This is a genomic window from Cellulomonas sp. P22, assembly GCF_044392165.1.
The window spans coordinates 125109-141894 of sequence record NZ_JBISBW010000014.1; the positions used below are offsets into that span (position 1 = coordinate 125109).

A 16786-nucleotide genomic window follows, 5' to 3' on the forward strand; every position below is an offset into this window, starting at 1 on the left:
GGCCGTGGCGTGCGGGCTGAAGTGGCGTACGTCACACCGCGCGCACGTGACATCGGCGACCGACACGAACGACTCAGCTGCGTAGGTCGCTCCAGCGGTCGCACCTCACCTGGAGCGAGACAGCTCCACGACGAGAAGAGGATCGCCAATCATGCACATTCGTCAACGTTCCACGAGGGTGGCACTGGGGCTTCTGGTCGCGGGCGGGCTCGTGATGGCCGGCGCCGGACCCGCAAGCGCCGACTACACGGACTGCCCGTCTGGGTCCGCCTGCCTGTGGACGAGCAACAACTACCCCGGCGCCCCGAGCGCGTCCTACTCGATCTCGATCGTGCTGTCGAGCTCCAGCAACCTGATCAACTCGATCTCCAACAACGGAACCTCGAGCGTCGCCAGGTTCTACGACGCGTCGAACAAGACCGGGGCGTACATCACGTTGAACAACCCGGCTCGCGGGGGTCAGACGCGCGACCCGAACCTGACGAACGGGACGGACGCGACGTCGTCCGACTGGCACAACCGCATCTCCTCGGCGAACTTTGCCTAGGCGCGAGGGGGTGCTGATCGCCGGAGCCCTGGCGATCAGCACCCTCCTCGCCGCCTGCACCGCGTCCAGCAGCGTCGCCGACAACGATGCGGTGTCGGCCGAGGAGGTCGCCGCCCGGTACGGGTACGACGAGGCATCGGCCACCTTGAGCCCGGTGTTCGCGCTCGTTCCCGAGTACAAGGATCCCAAGGACGGGTACGCACGCGACCTACTCGCTGCGAAGTGCTTGGCCGGGGTGGTCGAGTATCGGGTGGTCCCTCCCGGAGCGCAGGCTGGTCTGTTCGACGATCGCACCGGACAGGTCAACTTCAACGAGCAGATCGCGGCACAGTGGGGTTACCCAGCGCTTCACGCGCCGGCCGCGCCTGACAGCGCGATCCCCGATGGCGTGACCATCGGCCCGGACATGCAGGCGGCGATGCAGAAGTGCGGCGAAGCCGCTGACGCACGTTTGGGGAAGCCGCCGCAGCGCCTCCTCGCCGACGTCGAGGACGCCGGATGGCAGGCCGTCCCCGCCAGCAGCGAGGTGCAGGACGCAGCCGCTCAGTGGCGCGACTGCATGGCACCGGCGGGCGTGATCGACCTTCCTGAAGACCCCACCGGGATGCCCTCCGCTTCGATCGGCGGCGCCGGTAGCCAGCTCGAGGACGCGCAGGGGGACGTCGGTGCGAGCGCGGGCAGTGTCGCGTCCGACCGAGAGCGCGAGGTTGCGGTGCTCGACGCGCGGTGCCGCGACCAAGCGCGCTACGACCAGGCGGTCCTGCACGCACGTGCCGAAGCCGAGCTGACGGCGCTCGGTCGAGACATCGATGGTTTCGAGGCGAGCAGGGGCGCCTACGAGGCCTACGAGAAGAAGCTGGATGAGGTGATCACCGAACTTGGATAGCGAGGTTCTGGACCAGGAGGTGCCGGACCTGCGGTCGGCGCAGGCGTGGGCTCGCGGAGGTCGCCAATGAGAAGGGTCCTGGCGATGGTGCTCCTACTAGCAGTCGTCGCCGCCGGCGCCTGGGTCGCGGCTACCCGGCTGGAGTCACCAGACCAGGTGGCCGCGCGGGCAGATCCCCCCGACCCCTCGCCGGTCGTGGCTGCACTGACCCGCGGCTACCTGCACGGGCCGGTCTCCTTGGCGATGACGGCCGCACACGAACAGGTGGTCGCGGTCATGTCACCGTCTGCCCTCACGGGCGTGGTGACCGCCAACACACGACTGGCGGGGGACACCCTGGCCTCAGGGTCCGTGCTGCTACGGGTCAACGGTCGCCCGGTCTTCGTCCTCTCAGGCGGCTTCGCACTGTTCAGGGACATCCAGCCCGGTGATAGCGGTGATGATGTCGCCGCCGTCCAAGAAGGGCTGGTCGCGGCTGGCTACTCCATCGGTCGAGACCGGTCTGGAACCTACGGAGCTGGAACGCAGGCGGCGGTACGCAAGATGTACCGCGCCGCCGGCTACACCGCGCCGCCGGCCGCCGCACCTCCCACCGACGCTGCCGCTGCCGCTGACCCCGCAGCGCCCGACCCTGTGCCGGCGGCAAGCCCGACGGCGAGCGCCGGGCCGGTTGTTCTGCGCGGCGAGGTCGTCATGCTTGGTGGTCTGCCAGCCACCATCCAGTCCGTAGCACCGGTCGGCGCCGAGCTCGGGGCCGACACGACCCTCGTGACGCTTGGGTCAGGCTCCGTCGTGCTGTCAGCCAGCGTCCCCACCGCGTCCCTCGGCGCCCTTGCCCTAGGTGCGAGCGGGGAGTTCTCCGACGACGCTGGCACCACCGGTGCGGCCACGGTGACTGCGATGAGCCGGGCCGCGGGCGGGGAGAGCACCACAGTGGTGGCCACCCCCAGCGTCGGGGTGACCATCGGGAAGCCGTACCTCCTGAGCATCGCCAACCCTGCCGCCGAGCCGGCACCGAGCTTGCTGGCGCCGGTGACCGGTGTCGTCACCCGAGGGGGCCGCACCTACGTCTACCCACGTGAGGGTGAGGTGTTCCGGCAAGTCGAGGTCAGCGTCGCCGGATCTGTGGGTGGCGTCGCGGCGATCGCCGCGGTGGACCCAGCTGTTCTGCTCGATGTCGATGTGGAGATCCGCGTTGGCTGACGCCGCCCCGCTGGTCGTCGCAGTGACCGCCGAACCGGCCATGACGCCCTTGGTGGAGCTGCGCGGCATCGTCCGCCGGTACACCAACGACACCGTGGCTCTCGCCGGCGTGGACCTCAAGATCGTCGCCGGCGAGTCGGTCGCGGTCGTTGGCAGGTCGGGCAGCGGCAAGAGCACGCTGCTGAACGTGCTGGGGCTCCTAGACGCGCCGAGCGAGGGGCAGGTGGTCATCGATGGCGAGCCGGTGCGAGGCGCGAGCGACTCGGCTCGCTCGGAGAGGCGATCTCGCGACCTCGGGTTCGTGTTCCAACGATCGCACCTGATCCCTGCGCTCAGCGTCCTGGAGAACGTGATGCTCGGGCTGCGGTACGCGCCCGTCCCCCAGGGCGCTATCCGCGACACAGCCCTAGACGCGCTGGCAGCTGTCGGGCTCGAGCACCGCACTGCCGCGCAGGCCCGCACGCTGTCCGGCGGCGAGATGCAGCGCGTGGCCATCGCCCGCACGCTGGCCCGCCCTGCCCGCCTGTGGCTGGCGGACGAGCCCACGGGCAACCTCGACTCGGCCCAGTCAGTCGAGATCATCGAGCTGCTCAAGGTGCGCGCCGCTCAACGTGGCGCCGCTCTGGTGGTCGTCACGCACGAGCCGGAGATCGCCGCCCGCCTCGACCGGGTTGTCACACTCAGTGACGGGCGCCTAGTCCACGACACCGGTTCAGCCAACCTGGTCGGTGAGCCCGCTTCCGGCAGGGGCGGCACACGGGACCACACCAGCTGGGTTCGTCGCATGCGGCGCACCGCCCGGTTCATCACCCAGGCAGTCACGGCCCATCCTGCGCGTACTCGCTCCGGTGTTGCCGCCGCCACTGTGGCTGTCGCTCTGACCGTCGCCGCACTCGGCCTGGCGCAGAGCGCGGCAGCGCAGGTCACCGGCCTGTTCGACGCCCGACGAGCGACGGAAGTGACCGCCCAGATGGTCAGCGACGACCCGGACGCGACCCGCTGGCCCATCCGGCTGGACGCCCTGGGTGACTTCCCCGGCGTGGCAGGGGTTGAGCTGTGGCAGCACCGCACCGGTATCGCGATCGCCAACGGCCCCCTCGCGGCAGAGTCGGTCGACCTGGTCCAGGTCGCCGCGGCACCCGGCCCGACGACGGACAGCGCCATCACCTGGGCTGCAGGCGGCGACGACGCCCTGAACGCCGGCGAGATCCTGCTCGGCGAGGCGCTAGCCGAGCGACTGGGCATCACCCAGCTCGACGTCAGCCCAGAGGTGACCGTCGAGGGCGTGCCGCTACGCGTCGCAGGATTCCTCACCGCCTCGCGGTCGGGGACCGCTACAGGATCCGCGTTCGTCACGGAGGCGTCCGCCCTGGAGCCGTCCGCTTCCGCGGATCTCTTTGTCCAGACCGTGCCGGGCGCGGCGCGGAACGTCGCGGACCGACTCCAGGTGCTCGTCGACCCTTACCAGACCATGCGCATGACCATCGACCCGGTACTGAAGGCGGACGCCTACCGAGGCCAACTGCAGGACAGCGTGGCAGCCTCGCTGCAGGTTCTGGCCGTGGTCGCGTCCCTCGCGGGGCTGGCCGCCGTCGTCTTCGTCAACATCCTGAGTGTCAACACCCGCACAGCGGAGTTCGGTGTACGCCGGGCCTTCGGCGCCTCCAGATCCGAGCTTGTCGCCCTGGTGATGGGAGAGGGTGCTGTCCTGGGGTTCATCGGCGCCGGGCTGGGACTGGCCGTCGGGTTCATCGCCGTCATGGCCGTGACCCTGACGGCCCACTGGCAGCCCGTCTTCGACCTGCGGCTGCTGCTGGTGCCGCTGGCCGGCGCGCTGGTGTTCGGCACGCTCGGCGGGGTGCCCCCCGCCATCGCCGCCGGGCGCATTCAGCCCGCAGACGCCGTGCGCTCGTAGGGGAAGCCACTCGGTGCGCGCACAGTGGCGCACATCACAGGTGCCTGACGTGAGGTTCGGCGCCCTGATCAACGACTACACCCTCATGAAGACTCCACGCTCCTTCGCCCTCGCCGCTGTCACCTCTCTCATCCTCCTGACCGGCGCCGCCACCTCCGCGATGGCCGCGGACGAGCTCGTCCAGCCGATGTCGTCCAGCCAATGCGGGTCGGGCCAGTTCTGCCTGTGGTCCGCCACGCTGTACGGCGGCACGTTCTACGGCACCAGCACGTCAGTAGACTCCAGCCCGGGGTGGACGGCGAAGGCTGTGTACAACCGGACCTCGCACGCCGTGCGTGTGTACTCGGGCGCTAGTGGGAGCGGATCGTCGACGTGTTTCGCGCCGGGAGCCTCGAGCGGGGCGATGACCCTGAGCGCGGGATCGATCCGCGTCTTGAGCGCGACGAGCTGCTGACTCCTGCGGCGGCCTTCGAGGCATTCGTCGTCGAGCATCACCCCGCACTCCGCCGCTTCACCGCCCGCATCGTCGGCTCCTCAGCTGCCGATGACGTGGTGTCGGACACCTTCGTCTCGGCGTGGTCCTCGTGGCAGACAGCCCCTGCCGCGCCGGACGCCCGTCGAGCGTGGGTGTTCGGGATCGCCCGGCATCGCAGCGTCGACCACATCCGGGCAGCTGCCCGCCGCCGGAACCTGGTCCGCCGGCTGACCTCTCGGCCATTCAGCACCACGGACTCGGGCCCGGACACCGGCATCCTTACCCAGGCAGGCGTGGACGCCATCGTCAGCACACTCGGCGCAGCCGAACGCGACGCGCTGCTGCTGACCGTCATCGGCGGCCTCACCTGCGCGGAGGCCGCCGCGGTGCTCGGCTGCTCGGAGACTGCGATCACCAGCCGACTGACACGCGCCCGCCAGCGACTTCGCGAGACACTGCCCGTACTAGACGGAGGGAGCCCCGAATGACCTCCGACGCTGACCGCGAGATCGACGCGCTCCGCCGCCTGCTGCGCGAGCATGGACTCATCGAAGAGCACGAACCCGCCACCGCGGACGTCCGTCCCGCCGACAGCATCCGTTTGGCGCGCCGCGTCCAGGCGGAGCCCGCGATCGGCCAGCGCCGATGGGGCACTCTCGTCGCGCTCACCGCCGCGGCGGCATGCCTCGTCTTCATCGCCGCCGTCGTCGTCACCTGGGCGCGCCCTGAGCCCGCCCAGGCCGCCGCCACACCTCGCATGCTCACCTACACCCTCGCCAACCCTGCCGCCGGGCTGGAATCCGCGTCCCCCGCCGGTCGAGCACTGACCACAGCAGCGCAGCGGGCCGCGTCACAGCCCGACGCCGCCGCCGACGGGGACGTCCAGTACACCGCCAGCTACGGCTGGTCTCTTTCGATCACGCACGACAAGTCGGCGACGACGTCCCGCCTCTACCCGACCTTCACCCGCTTCTGGCTCGCGCCCGACGGGTCTGCGACCCGCACCCAGTCGCGCGGCGCAGAGCTCGACATCGAGGGCCGCGAGGTCGCTGGGGGCCCCATGGGCGTCGGCGGGACCGACACGCTCCCTGTCGGTTCCCTCGACGCGGGCCTCGTCACGGCGCTCGCCGAGCGCGACAGCCTCCAAGCCGTCGAGGACGGGCTGCTGGCCCTCTCGCCGACGCTGGCGTGCGACCAGGACCCGCGGTGGCACGCGCAATGTCTCGTTGAGGCCATCCAACAGGTCTACGGTCTCTACGTCGTCCCGGCGGACCTGGCCGGGAGCTTCTGGCAGGTGCTGGCCTCCGAGGTGGCCGTCAAGGACCTCGGTGTCACCACCGACCGGCTCGGCCGTCCGGCATGGGCCGTCGCGCTTCCCTCCGATCCCGACGACCCGGTGCGATCAACAAACACCGTTCTGCTGATCTCACAGGCGACGGGACAGCTGTCGGGTGTCGAGGTCATCACCCGGTCCGACACTGTGAGCTCGGTCAGCGAGCCGACCGTCACGACCTTCACCGCATGGACCGTCCAGGCGCGGGTGCAGCGCGTGGGCGCAGAACCGTAGAGCTGCGCGTCGTGCCGGATTCGGGTTGACCTGCTGGTCCGCGGCAACCGTGCGTGACGGTGTCACGCGACGGCCTCGCGCTGGATCACGCGGCTCCTTGCATCAACGACGAAGGCCCGGACCATCAGGTCCGGGCCTTCGTCTTTTGTAGCGGGGGCAGGATTTGAACCTGCGACCTCTGGGTTATGAGCCCAGCGAGCTACCGAGCTGCTCCACCCCGCGTCGGTAGCCCCAACCCTACGGCACCCGGCGGATGCCACCAAATCGGCCCCGGACGCACCGCGGGGCGGTGGCTCGTTCGTCCACCGCCCCGCGCCGCAAGCACTCCCGCCGGTCAGCCGGCGTCGAGCTCGGTCTCCGCTGCGATCGCGGCCGCGATGGCCGCGTCGAGCTTCTTCTGGGCCTCACCGTACGCCGCGAAGTCACCCGCGGAAAGGGCGGCCTGGCCCTCCTTCATGGCGGCGCTGGCGTCGGCCAGGGCCTTGTCGAGAGCGGCCCGCGCGTCGGTGTCCGTCCCGGTGGTCGGTTCCGGGGTGGGCGTCTGACCCGGGTCGGGCGTCGCGGTGCCGTCGGGCGTCGCACCGGCGTCCGGGGCCGGTTCGACGCCGGCCTCGGGGTCGGTGCCGACGTCACCGGCGTTGGTGCCGGAGTCGCCGCCGAACACCTGGTCGAGGGCCTCGTCGAGGGTCGGTGCGAAGCCGATCTCGTCACCGAACGCCACGAGAACCCGCTGCAGCAGCGGGAACTTGGTGCCGGTGGACGACTGCACGTACACGGGCTGCACGTAGAGCAGACCGCCGCCGACGGGCAGCGTCAGCAGGTTCCCACGCACGACCGCGGAGTTGGCCTGCTGCAGCAGGTTGAGCTGCGCGGAGACGGTGGGATCGGCGCTGAAGTTGTTGTTCACCTGCCCCGGCCCGGGCACCGTCGAGTCACGTGGCAGCTCGAGGAGCCGCATCTTGCCGTACCCCTCGGCGGGTTTGCCCGCCTCGGTCCCGGCCTCCGCGTCGACCGCGAGGAACCCCGTGAGCACGTTGCGCTGGCTGTTGCCGGCCGGGATGAACGTCGACATCAGCGAGAACGACGCCGCGTCCTGGTCGGGCATCTGCAGCGTCAGGTAGTACGGCGGCTGCGCGACCTGCTGGTCGCCGAGCGTCGGGTCGTTCGGGTTGGCCCAGAAGTCGCCACCCGAGAAGAAGTCGGTCGCGTCGGTCACGTGGTAGCGCGTGAGCAGGTTCCGCTGCACCTTGAACAGGTCCTCGGGGTAGCGGATGTGGCTCATGAGCTGGCTGCTGATCTCGGAGACGGGAGACAGCGACGTGGGGAAGACCTTGTCCCACGCCTGCAGGATCGGGTCCTCGGTGTCCCATGCGTACAGCTTGACCGAGCCGTCGTAGGCGTCGACCGTGGCCTTCACCGAGTTGCGGATGTAGTTGACCTTCTGCGGCTGGAGCGCCTCGATCGAGGCCGAGCGCGCGGTCAGCGAGTCGGTCGTGGCGTCCTCGAGCGACCGCGAGGCGGCGTAGGGGTACTGGTCGGACGTGGTGTAGCCGTCGACGATCCACACGACGCGCCCGTCGACCACGGCCGGGTACACGCGCCCGTCGAGCGTCAGGTAGGGCGCGAGCTTCTCGACGCGTTCACGCGGGTCACGGTCGTAGAGGATCTGCGAGTCGTCGGTCACGCGGTCCGAGAAGATGATCTGCTCGGAGCCGAACTTGATCGAGTAGAGCAGCTGGTTGAGCGGGGTCCCGATGCTCGGGCCAGCCTCGACGTCGGCCGTCGGGAAGCTCGTGTTGACCTGGCCGTTGGTGGCCGAGTCGTCGGGGTAGTCGAGCTCCCACTGCTCGCCGTCGGTGGCGCCGACGATCGAGTAGTCGGGCGACTTGGGGCTGAAGTAGATGCGCTCCTGGTAGTCGCCCATCTCGCCCGACGAGGGGATGCCGCCCTCCCAGAACGCGGGGGCCCCGCGCGCGCCGGTCGTGTTGCCGTACGCCGCGACGACACCGAAGCCGTGCGTGTACACGGTGTGGTCGTTGACCCAGTTGCGCTGGGCGTCGTCGATCCCGTCGAGCTCGAGCTCACGCACCGCGATCACGGTGTCGCGGCTCTCGCCGTCGATCGTGTAACGGTCCACCGACAGCGTGTCGGCGAAGCTGTAGTAGCCCTTGTTCTGCTGGATCTGCCGGAACGAGGGGCTGACGATCTGCGGGTCGAGCAGCCGGATCGAGGCCGTCGTCTCCGCGTCGGAGCGCAGGGCGCCCGCCTCGGCGGTGACCTCGGCGTCGTAGGCGGTGACCTGCACGTCGTCGAGGTCGAACGCCGTGAGCGTCGCGTCGATGTTGCGCTGGATGAACTCGGCCTCGGCGTCCTGCTGGTTCGGGGTCACCTGGAAGCGCTGCACGATCGCCGGGTAGATCCCGCCGACGGCGATCGCGGAGACGACCATGAGGCCCACACCGATCGCGGGCAGGCGCCAGGTGCCGCGCACGGCCGTGATGATGAACAGGACGGCGACGAAGACCGCGACGCCCGCGAGGATCCCCTTCGCGGGGATCACGGCGTTGACGTCGGTGAACGACGCGCCCTCGAACTTGTCACCCTCGCGGGTCAGCACCGAGTAGCGGTCGAGCCAGTAGTTCGCGGCGATGAGCAGCATGAGCGCGGCGCCGGTCAGCGAGATCTGCACGCGCGCGGCCCGCGTGGTGCGTGGCCGGGCGTTCCCTCCGCCGATGCGCAGACCGCCGTACAGGTACTGCGTCGCGATGCCCGCGATGCCCGCGAGCACGACCACGGCCATGAGGAACGAGACCACGAACCGCAGACCGGGCAGCGTGAACAGGTAGAACGAGAGGTCCATCTGGTACTGCGGGTCGACCTGCCCGACCTCGACGCCGTTCATCCACAGCTGGACGATGCTCCACTGCTGCGCGGCGGCCCCGCCCGCGAACAGACCGAGCACAGCGGGGACGGCGAGCATCACGACGCGCCGCAGCGGCTCGATCGCCTCGCGGTACTGGTCGAGGTTCGCCTGCTCCTGCGTCGAGGGCGCGTAGACCGGACGCGAGCGGTACGCGACCCGCAGGCTCGCGTACACCCCGCCGCCCATGACCAGGAACCCGAGCAGGAACAGCACGAGGCGCGTGCCCCATTCGGTCTTGAGCACCTCGAGGTAGCCGAGCTGGCTGAACCAGAGGACCTCGGTCCAGACGTTGGCGGCGATCAGCAGGAGCACCACGAGCACGGCGAGCACGATGATCGTCAGCACCATCGGGCTGCGGCGCTCGCGCGGGGGGCGTGGGGGGCGGCCTGAACGAGCGGCCGGGCTGGCGAAGGTCACAGGATCAAGGTCCTCGTCGTCATCGAAGTCGGGTGGAGCACATCTCGTGAACGACCCGCGGTGGCCACAGGTTCCCACAGCGGGATGGGACGATGGGCGTCATGACGGACGCCACCCCCTTCGCCGCCCAGCTCGCCCTCGCCGACGCCGTGCGGGAGATCGAGCGTCACGTGGCCACCGGTGGGTGGGACGGCCCGGCGCGCGTGTTCGCTCTGGTGCGCACCGCTCGGGCCCTGGCCGCCGAGCCGGGTCTGGCGGAGCAGCTGCCCCCCGAGGTCGTCGAGCGCGCCGGTCAGGATCCCCTGCACCTGACCTCGGTCGAGCAGGAGGGGCTGCCCGCGGCGCAGGACCTCGAGGAGCTGCTCGGGGCCATCACGTGGCCGCCGACGGTCGACGGCACCGCCGTGACAGTCGAACGTGTCGTGCTCCCCCCGGCCGCCGAGGAGGGCATGCCCACCGATCCCGACGAGGCCCTCGCCTACCTGATGAACCACCCCGACCGGCAGGACGTGCGCATCGCGGTGGGCGTGCTGCGCGACGGGTCGACGTGGTGCGCGGTCCGCACGCGGGCGCACGACACCGACGACGCGGTGGGCGAGGGGCCCGACGTGGTGCCCGGGCTGGTCGAGGCGCTGCGTTCGACCCTGGACTGACCTCCGGTCAGCTCAGGACGTCCGGTCAGCTCAGGACGTGCAGGTCGGCAGGCCGTCCCCGCGACCCTCGCCGATCGCGATGATCGACTCCCACGCCTCGTGCAGCGTCGAGATCTTCACCACCCGCAGCCCGTCGGGCACGTGCCCCACGACCTCGTCGCAGTTCGTGTCGGGTGCGAGGAACCACGTCGCCCCGTCGCGCTCCGCACCGGCCAGCTTCTGCTGGATGCCGCCGATCGGACCGACCTCACCCACCGAGTCGATCGTGCCCGTACCCGCGATGACCTGCCCGTTCGCCTCGTCGGCGGGGGTGAGCTTGTCCATGATCCCGAGCGCGAACATGGTCCCGGCGCTCGAGCCGCCGATGTCGTCGATCTTGATCGACACGTCGACCGGGAAGTCGAACCGGGGGTCGATGAACACCCCGAGCTGGCTGCCGCCGCCCTCGCGCTCGCCCGTCACGACGTCGAGGTCGACCGGCTGCCCGTCCCGCAGCACACCGAGCCGCACGGTCGAGCCGGGCTCCGTCGCCGCGAGCGTCTCGACGAGCTGCGAGTAGGTCGTCAGGGGCGTCCCGTCGATCGCCACGAGCACGTCGTCCTCCTGCACGATGCCCGTGGCGCCGCTGTCCTCCGTGGTGCCGACGATGGTCAGCGTCGCGGGCACGGTGTAGCCGAGCTCCTCGAGGGCCGAGACGGTCGCGTTCTCCTGCGAGGAGACCATCGCGGCCTCGTTGCTCTGGTCGAGCTGGTCCTGCGAGACGTCGGGCGGGAAGACCACCTCGACGGGGCGCACCGCAGTGGCGCGGTCGAGCCAGCCGCGCACCACGCCGACGAGGTTCGACGGGTAGCCGGGCCCGCCGGTGGTCGAGACGGTGGTGAGCAGCAGCTCACCGGTCGAGTCGTAGGTCTCGGCGCCGGAGATCGTGATGAGGGGCTCGCCGTCGTGGTCGCCGAGCGTGTTGCGTGTGGGCCCGGGACCGCTCACGGCGTACGGAGCGGGCAGCAGGCCCAGCACGGCCAGCAGCACGGCCGAGGCGAGCATCGTCACCGAGAGGGTGATCGAGCGGCGGCTGGGCGCGGGGGCGACGGCGTCGTTCCCGTCGGTGGCGTCGTCCGGGGCGGGCGCGGTGGGCTCGTCGTGCACGGGCCCATCATCCCCCACGCACCTGCCCGGCACGTGCGCGTTCCCTGTGCGTCGCCGGTGCGTCCCTCAGGGGTCCGGCCTGTGCCCGACGCGCGAGACCTGCGCGGGTCGTCAGCGCCGCCGGCGGGCTCGCGCCTGGCGCCACACCGCCGCGGTGCCGATCGCCGCGACCGCGGCACCGGCCGCACCGAGCGCCGCCGCGTCGCGGGCCCCCACCCGGCGGCCCCCGAGCGCGGTCCGCCCCTGGACGCCCTCGAGCAGCACGTCGAGGCACGCCGCCGCCGGCCACCTCGGCACCCACCCGGCGGCGAGCAGCGCGGAGCTCGTGACGGTCCACGGGTAGACGGTGTACGCGAGCTCGCTCGCGGGCGCGGGCAGCACCCCCACCCGGTGCAGGCGCTCGGCGGTGCCGAAGGCCGTCACGGCGGCGAGCTCGATGCGCCGCATGCCCGCGGCGACCTCGACCTCGCGCGCGGTCAGCACGTCGGTGGACCCCACGGTCAGCGGACCCCGCAGGCCGTGGTCGAGCACGACCCCGACGGCGGCGCCCAGGTCGTCGACGTGCAGCAGCTGCCACTCACGCTCGGTGCCGCGCACGGTCAGCAGGCGCGGCGCCTCGAAGTGGCGTGTGACCAGCGTGTCGATGCCGGGCCCGACGAGCGGCGCAGGTCGTAGCACGGCCACCCGCGGTCCGCCGCGACGTCGGGCGGCCCGGGCCAGCACGGCCTCGACCGCGAGCAGGTCACCGACGGCCCCGTCGCCGAGCCCGTCGACCGGGTCGACCAGCGGCGCATCGTCCCCGAGAGGCCCCTGCCCCGGCCGGGCGCCGAGCACCATCGCGGACGAGACGGCCACGACGTGCCCCACCCGGGCGGTCCGGGCGGCCGCGAGCAGCCGTTCGGCGTCCGCCACGGCGTCCGTCCGCCGACGACCGGCCGGTACCGCCAGCGTCTCCGCCAGGTTGCCCGAGTGGGCCACGAACACCACGGCGCGGGTCCCGGCGAGCGCGGCGGCGCCCGCCTCGGACGGCACGTGGTCGAGCATCCGCACCGGGTCGGAGCCGTGCTCCGAGAGCCACGCCGCGACGCCCGCGGCGACCGGTCCGAGCCCCACCACGACGACGTCGTGGCCGCCCTCGTCGTCGGTCTTCGCGCGGCTGCGCCCTGAGCGAACCTCCCCCTGCACCATCCCTCGATCCTCATGCCGTGTGGTTACCGTGGTCGAACACCCCCGCCATCGTCCCAGGAGCACGCCGATGAGCAGCGAACGCCCCGCCGACTCGTTCCCGGAGGGCGAAGGCCTGCCCGAGTGGGAACAGCTGCTGCGCCAGATGTTCGGCCCCGACTCTGAGGAGGCCCTGCGCCAGCTGCGAGCGCAGGGCATGGACCCCGCCGCGCTGGCCTCGGCCTCGGGTCTGCCCGACGACCCGCAGCTGCTGGGCCAGGTGCTCGCACAGGTGCAGCGGCTGCTCGCCGCCTCGGGCGAGGGCCCGGTCAACTGGGACCTCGCGCACGACGTGGCGCGCCAGGCCGCTGTCGCCGAGGGTGATCCGTCGCTCACCGAGAACCAGGTGCGCCAGGCCACCGGGGCGCTGTCGGTCGCCGAGCTCTGGCTCGACGCCGCGACGGACCTGCCGCCCGCGGGCGGCCCGGCCCGCGCGCTGAACCGCTCGGAGTGGGTCGAGCTGACGCTGCCCGCCTGGCGTCGTCTCACCGAGCCCATCGCGTCGTCGCTGTCGACCGCGCTCGCGGACGCCCTCGCCGGCTCGTTCCCCGACGAGCTGCCGCCCGACATGCCGGCCGCTGTCGGTCCGCTCGGCGGCACCGAGGGACCGAGCCTGATCATCCGCCAGCTCGGCTCGGCGGTCTTCGGCATGCAGGTCGGCCAGGCCGCCGGGACCCTCTCCCGCGAGGTCTTCGGGCTCACCGACATCGGGGTCCCGCTGGTCGGCGACCCCACGACCGCGCTCGTGCCCACCAACGTCGACGGGTTCGCGGAAGGCCTCGACGCGCCCGTCGACGAGGTCCGGCTCTTCCTCGCGCTGCGCGAGGCCGCCCACGCCCGGCTGTTCACGCACGTCCCGTGGCTGCGCGCCCACCTGCTGGGCGCCGTCGAGGCGTACGCCCGAGGCATCACGATCGACGTCGAGAGCCTCGACGAGGCCGTGCGCTCGATCGACCCGACCGATCCCTCGGCCCTGCAGGCCGCGATCTCGCGTGGTGTCTTCGAGCCGCAGACCACCCGTGAGCAGCAGGTCGCCCTCGCCCGCCTCGAGACCGCGCTCGCGCTCGTCGAGGGCTGGGTCGACGAGGTCACCACGACCGCAGCACTCCCCCACCTGCCGCACGCTGTCGCCCTGCGCGAGATGATCCGCCGTCGTCGCGCCGCAGGCGGCCCCGCGGAGCAGACCTTCGCCACGCTCGTCGGCCTCGAGCTGCGACCGCGCCGGTCCCGCGACGCCGCCGCGCTGTGGGCCCGGATCGCCGCGGACGGCGGACGCGAGGCCCGCGACGCCGTCTGGGACCACCCCGACCTGATGCCGACCACCGAGGACCTCGACGACCCGCAGGGCTACACCGCCCGGCGCGCGGAGCACTCCGATGCCCAGGCCGACGTGGACCGCGCGATCGCGGAGATCTTCGGCGAAGCCAGCTCCACGCAGGACGGCGCGGGCGAGCCGGACGCGACCGCCGAGGGCGACCGCGGCGCGTCCGACGACGAGGGACCTGCAGGCCCGGCACCCGCCTGACGGACGGTCAGCGGATGTCGGCGTCGATCTCGGCGACGACCTCGACGGCGCTGTCCTCCACGGCGTCCGCTCCGCTGTCTTCGGCGGGGGTCGCGGTCCCGTCCCCGTTCGCCGCGTGCTCCTCGGCGAACGCGTACCCCTCGAGGAAGCCGCGGGCGCGGGCCGTGCGCGGGTAGGCCTCGAGCTCGGCCCAGAACTCGGGTCCGTGACCGCCGTGCAGCAGGTGCACGAGCTCGTGCAGCAGCACGTAGTCGAGCACCCAGCGCGGCATGCCCCGCAGCCGGTCGGAGATCCGGATCGTGCGGTCGGACGGCGTGCACGATCCCCACCGGCGTCCCTGGTTGGAGGACCACGCGACGCTCGCGGGCACCGCACGCCCACCCAGGTAGCGCGTCGAGAGCTCGGTCGCCCGGCTCGCGAGCTCGACGTCCGACGGACGACGCCGCCGTTCCTGGTTGGCGAGCCGCGTCAGCATCCGGGCCACCCACTCGCGCTCCTGGGCGCGCGTGAACCGGGCCGGGATCGCGACGATGGTGCGGTCGCCCTCGCGGTAGGCCGTCACTGTGCGGATGCGCTTGCGTGAGCGACGCACCTCGACCGGCCCGTGGGAGTCGCCGATGGCGGCCGTGGCGGTCCCGTCGTCGGGTGCCCGGCCGGCGCGAGGGCGCACCTGCTTGGCGGGGTGCTCGCTGGAGGGCTGCACGACCAGCACCGTAGCCGGTCCCGCCCCCCGATGTGCCACTCTTGGCCCGGTGCGCCCGCTCCGCGGGCTGATGGGCGATTCGTGACGCCCCAGGTGGGCGACGACATCGGCGCGCCTACGTGAACGACGTCCGCGGGGTACCTACGACGGTTTACTGTGGCCCTGCTCGCGCCGAGGGATCCCCCAGACCGGCCGGGCCGCCGGGCCTGCGCCTACCGCGACCGGTGACCAGACATCGCGAGGAGATCCGTCATGGCCGAGAAGTACACGGGCGAGTTCTACTGTGTGAAGTGCAAGGAGAAGCGCGAGACCGAGGGAGACGTCGTCGTCTCCGAGTCGGGCCGCAAGATGGCCAAGGGCATCTGCCCGGTGTGCGGCACCAAGCTCAACCGGATCCTCGGCAAGGCCTGAGCTCCACCACGCACCACCCGCGGGGCGCCGTCCACCAGGACGACGCCCCGCGTGCGTGTCCGGGTCTCCCCGGGCCTGTGGACAGCCGTCCGACGGACAGGTCGCGTGCCAGGGTGAGTTCCGCCGGGTCGCCGGCCGCCCGCCGGGACGCGCGGGCGTCGACCGAGCGAGGGAGACGCGCATGCGGCTGCGCCCGGGGCTCCGCGTGCTGCGGCGCACCCCGACCGAGATCCAGGTGGGCACCGACCCGCGGTGGGCCGTGCGACTCGTCGACCTCTCACCCGTCGAGGTCGACCTGCTCGCCGAGCTCGACCGGAGCGGGGACCTCGACGCGCTGAGCCGCGCCGCCCGAGCACGTGGGGTCGCCGACGACCAGGTCGCGCGACTGGTCGCCGCGCTCCACGACGCCCGGCTCACCGCGCCCGGACCTCGAGGACGACGGCCCGTGCTGCGACCGGGAGCCGCGGCCGAGGCCGGCGCGTGGACGCTGCTGCGCGACGACGCCGACGGTGCGGGCCACGTGCACGGACGCTCGGCGCGCTCGGTGGGAGTGGTCGGTCTCGGCCGGACGGGGCTCACCGCGGCCCTCACGCTCGCCGCCTCGGGGGTCGGCACCGTCCTGCTCGAGGACGACACGTGGGTCACGTCGCTCGACGTGGGCGTGGCGGGCTACCGGATGGGCGACGTCGGCGGACCGCGCCTGACCGCTGCCGCCCGTGCCCTGCGCGACACCGCCCCCGAGGTGCGGACGAGCCTGCCCCCGGGCGACCGGCCCGACGTGGTGGTGCACGTCGAACGCGGGGCCGCGGACCCTGCCGGGGCGGTCGCGCTGCTGGCCGCCGGGGTCGCGCACCTGTCGGTCGTGGTGCGTGAGGCCGACGCGCTCGTAGGTCCGATGGTCGTGCCCGGTGCAGGCCCGTGCCTGCGCTGCCTGGACCTGCACCGCACCGACGTGGACCCGGCGTGGCCGGCCGTCGCCGCCCAGCTCGTCTCGGCGCCGCCGCGCGGCACCCCTCCCCCCGGCGAGCCCGGGGTGCTCGCGGGCGTGTGCGGTGCGCTCGCCGCCGCCATGGTGCTGGAGCACCTCGACGACGCCGCGGTGCGCACCCGAGGCCGCACGCTCGAGGTGGCGATGCCCGACGTGCTGCCCCGGGTGCGCAGGTGGGAGGTGCACCCGCAGTGCGGGTGCAC

At 72.1% G+C, this 16786-nt stretch carries 15 protein-coding genes and 1 tRNA gene; 11 read left to right on the forward strand and 5 right to left on the reverse strand.

The genetic code is table 11. The features are described from left to right. Positions 1-178 precede the first annotated feature (178 nt). From ACGIF2_RS15120 to ACGIF2_RS15150, 7 genes are all read left to right on the forward strand, one after another. On the forward strand, positions 179-547 hold the full coding sequence (locus ACGIF2_RS15120) for a peptidase inhibitor family I36 protein (RefSeq protein ID WP_396047855.1): 369 nt from the start codon (positions 179-181) through the stop codon (positions 545-547). Positions 548-557: 10 nt separating this feature from the next. After that, complete coding sequence (locus ACGIF2_RS15125) at positions 558-1433, forward strand: hypothetical protein (protein WP_396047857.1); 876 nt, start codon at positions 558-560, stop codon at positions 1431-1433. A 66-nt stretch (positions 1434-1499) separates the two neighbouring features. Continuing rightward, the gene (locus tag ACGIF2_RS15130) at positions 1500-2636 is read left to right on the forward strand and encodes a peptidoglycan-binding protein (protein ID WP_396047859.1); all 1137 of its coding nucleotides are present in this window, start codon (positions 1500-1502) and stop codon (positions 2634-2636) included. Then, entirely contained in the window at positions 2629-4551 is a 1923-nt protein-coding gene (locus tag ACGIF2_RS15135) for an ATP-binding cassette domain-containing protein (RefSeq protein ID WP_396047861.1), read from the forward strand. The genes ACGIF2_RS15130 and ACGIF2_RS15135 overlap by 8 nt, the downstream gene beginning before the upstream one ends. A gap of 49 nt (positions 4552-4600) precedes the next feature. Beyond that, a complete protein-coding gene (locus tag ACGIF2_RS15140) occupies positions 4601-5005 on the forward strand; it encodes a peptidase inhibitor family I36 protein (RefSeq protein ID WP_396047863.1) in 405 nt (134 codons plus the stop codon). Continuing rightward, complete coding sequence (locus ACGIF2_RS15145; RefSeq protein WP_396047865.1) at positions 4924-5514, forward strand: RNA polymerase sigma factor; 591 nt, start codon at positions 4924-4926, stop codon at positions 5512-5514. Before ACGIF2_RS15140 ends, ACGIF2_RS15145 begins: the two co-directional genes overlap by 82 nt. Then, entirely contained in the window at positions 5511-6593 is a 1083-nt protein-coding gene (locus tag ACGIF2_RS15150) for a hypothetical protein (RefSeq protein WP_396047867.1), read from the forward strand. The genes ACGIF2_RS15145 and ACGIF2_RS15150 overlap by 4 nt, the downstream gene beginning before the upstream one ends. Positions 6594-6741: 148 nt before the next feature. Here ACGIF2_RS15150 and ACGIF2_RS15155 read toward each other — a convergent pair. Then, positions 6742-6815 (reverse strand) — tRNA-Met (locus ACGIF2_RS15155). Positions 6816-6927: 112 nt separating this feature from the next. Next, positions 6928-9864 carry a UPF0182 family protein gene (locus ACGIF2_RS15160; protein WP_396047869.1) on the reverse strand — a complete coding sequence of 979 codons (2937 nt, stop codon included), beginning with the start codon at positions 9862-9864 and terminating at the stop codon, positions 6928-6930. 170 nt (positions 9865-10034) lie between these two features. Between ACGIF2_RS15160 and ACGIF2_RS15165 the strand changes: the two genes are divergently transcribed. Continuing rightward, positions 10035-10586: a PPA1309 family protein gene (locus ACGIF2_RS15165; protein WP_396047871.1), complete on the forward strand. Its 552-nt coding sequence runs from the start codon at positions 10035-10037 to the stop codon at positions 10584-10586. Positions 10587-10616: 30 nt separating this feature from the next. On the opposite strand, the gene ACGIF2_RS15170 is transcribed toward ACGIF2_RS15165, so the two are convergent. Together ACGIF2_RS15170 and ACGIF2_RS15175 are read right to left on the reverse strand one after the other, a co-directional pair. After that, positions 10617-11732 (reverse strand): PDZ domain-containing protein, encoded by a 1116-nt coding sequence (locus tag ACGIF2_RS15170; protein ID WP_396047873.1) that lies wholly within the window; start codon positions 11730-11732, stop codon positions 10617-10619. A 111-nt stretch (positions 11733-11843) separates the two neighbouring features. After that, entirely contained in the window at positions 11844-12920 is a 1077-nt protein-coding gene (locus ACGIF2_RS15175) for an NAD-dependent epimerase/dehydratase family protein (protein ID WP_396047875.1), read from the reverse strand. 67 nt (positions 12921-12987) lie between these two features. Between ACGIF2_RS15175 and ACGIF2_RS15180 the strand changes: the two genes are divergently transcribed. After that, positions 12988-14481 carry a zinc-dependent metalloprotease gene (locus tag ACGIF2_RS15180; protein WP_396047877.1) on the forward strand — a complete coding sequence of 498 codons (1494 nt, stop codon included), beginning with the start codon at positions 12988-12990 and terminating at the stop codon, positions 14479-14481. 7 nt (positions 14482-14488) lie between these two features. Here the strand turns inward: ACGIF2_RS15180 and ACGIF2_RS15185 are convergent, their stop codons facing one another. Continuing rightward, positions 14489-15100, reverse strand: a complete 612-nt coding sequence (locus tag ACGIF2_RS15185; RefSeq protein WP_396047882.1) for a YgjP-like metallopeptidase domain-containing protein — start codon at positions 15098-15100, stop codon at positions 14489-14491. Between the two features lie 336 nt (positions 15101-15436). Here ACGIF2_RS15185 and ACGIF2_RS15190 point away from each other — a divergent pair, with 336 nt between their 5' ends. Further along, on the forward strand, positions 15437-15595 hold the full coding sequence (locus ACGIF2_RS15190; RefSeq protein WP_108723739.1) for a DUF5679 domain-containing protein: 159 nt from the start codon (positions 15437-15439) through the stop codon (positions 15593-15595). Positions 15596-15776: 181 nt separating this feature from the next. Next, the coding region (locus ACGIF2_RS15195; protein WP_396047879.1) for a ThiF family adenylyltransferase at positions 15777-16786 on the forward strand (1010 nt) is incomplete at its 3' end.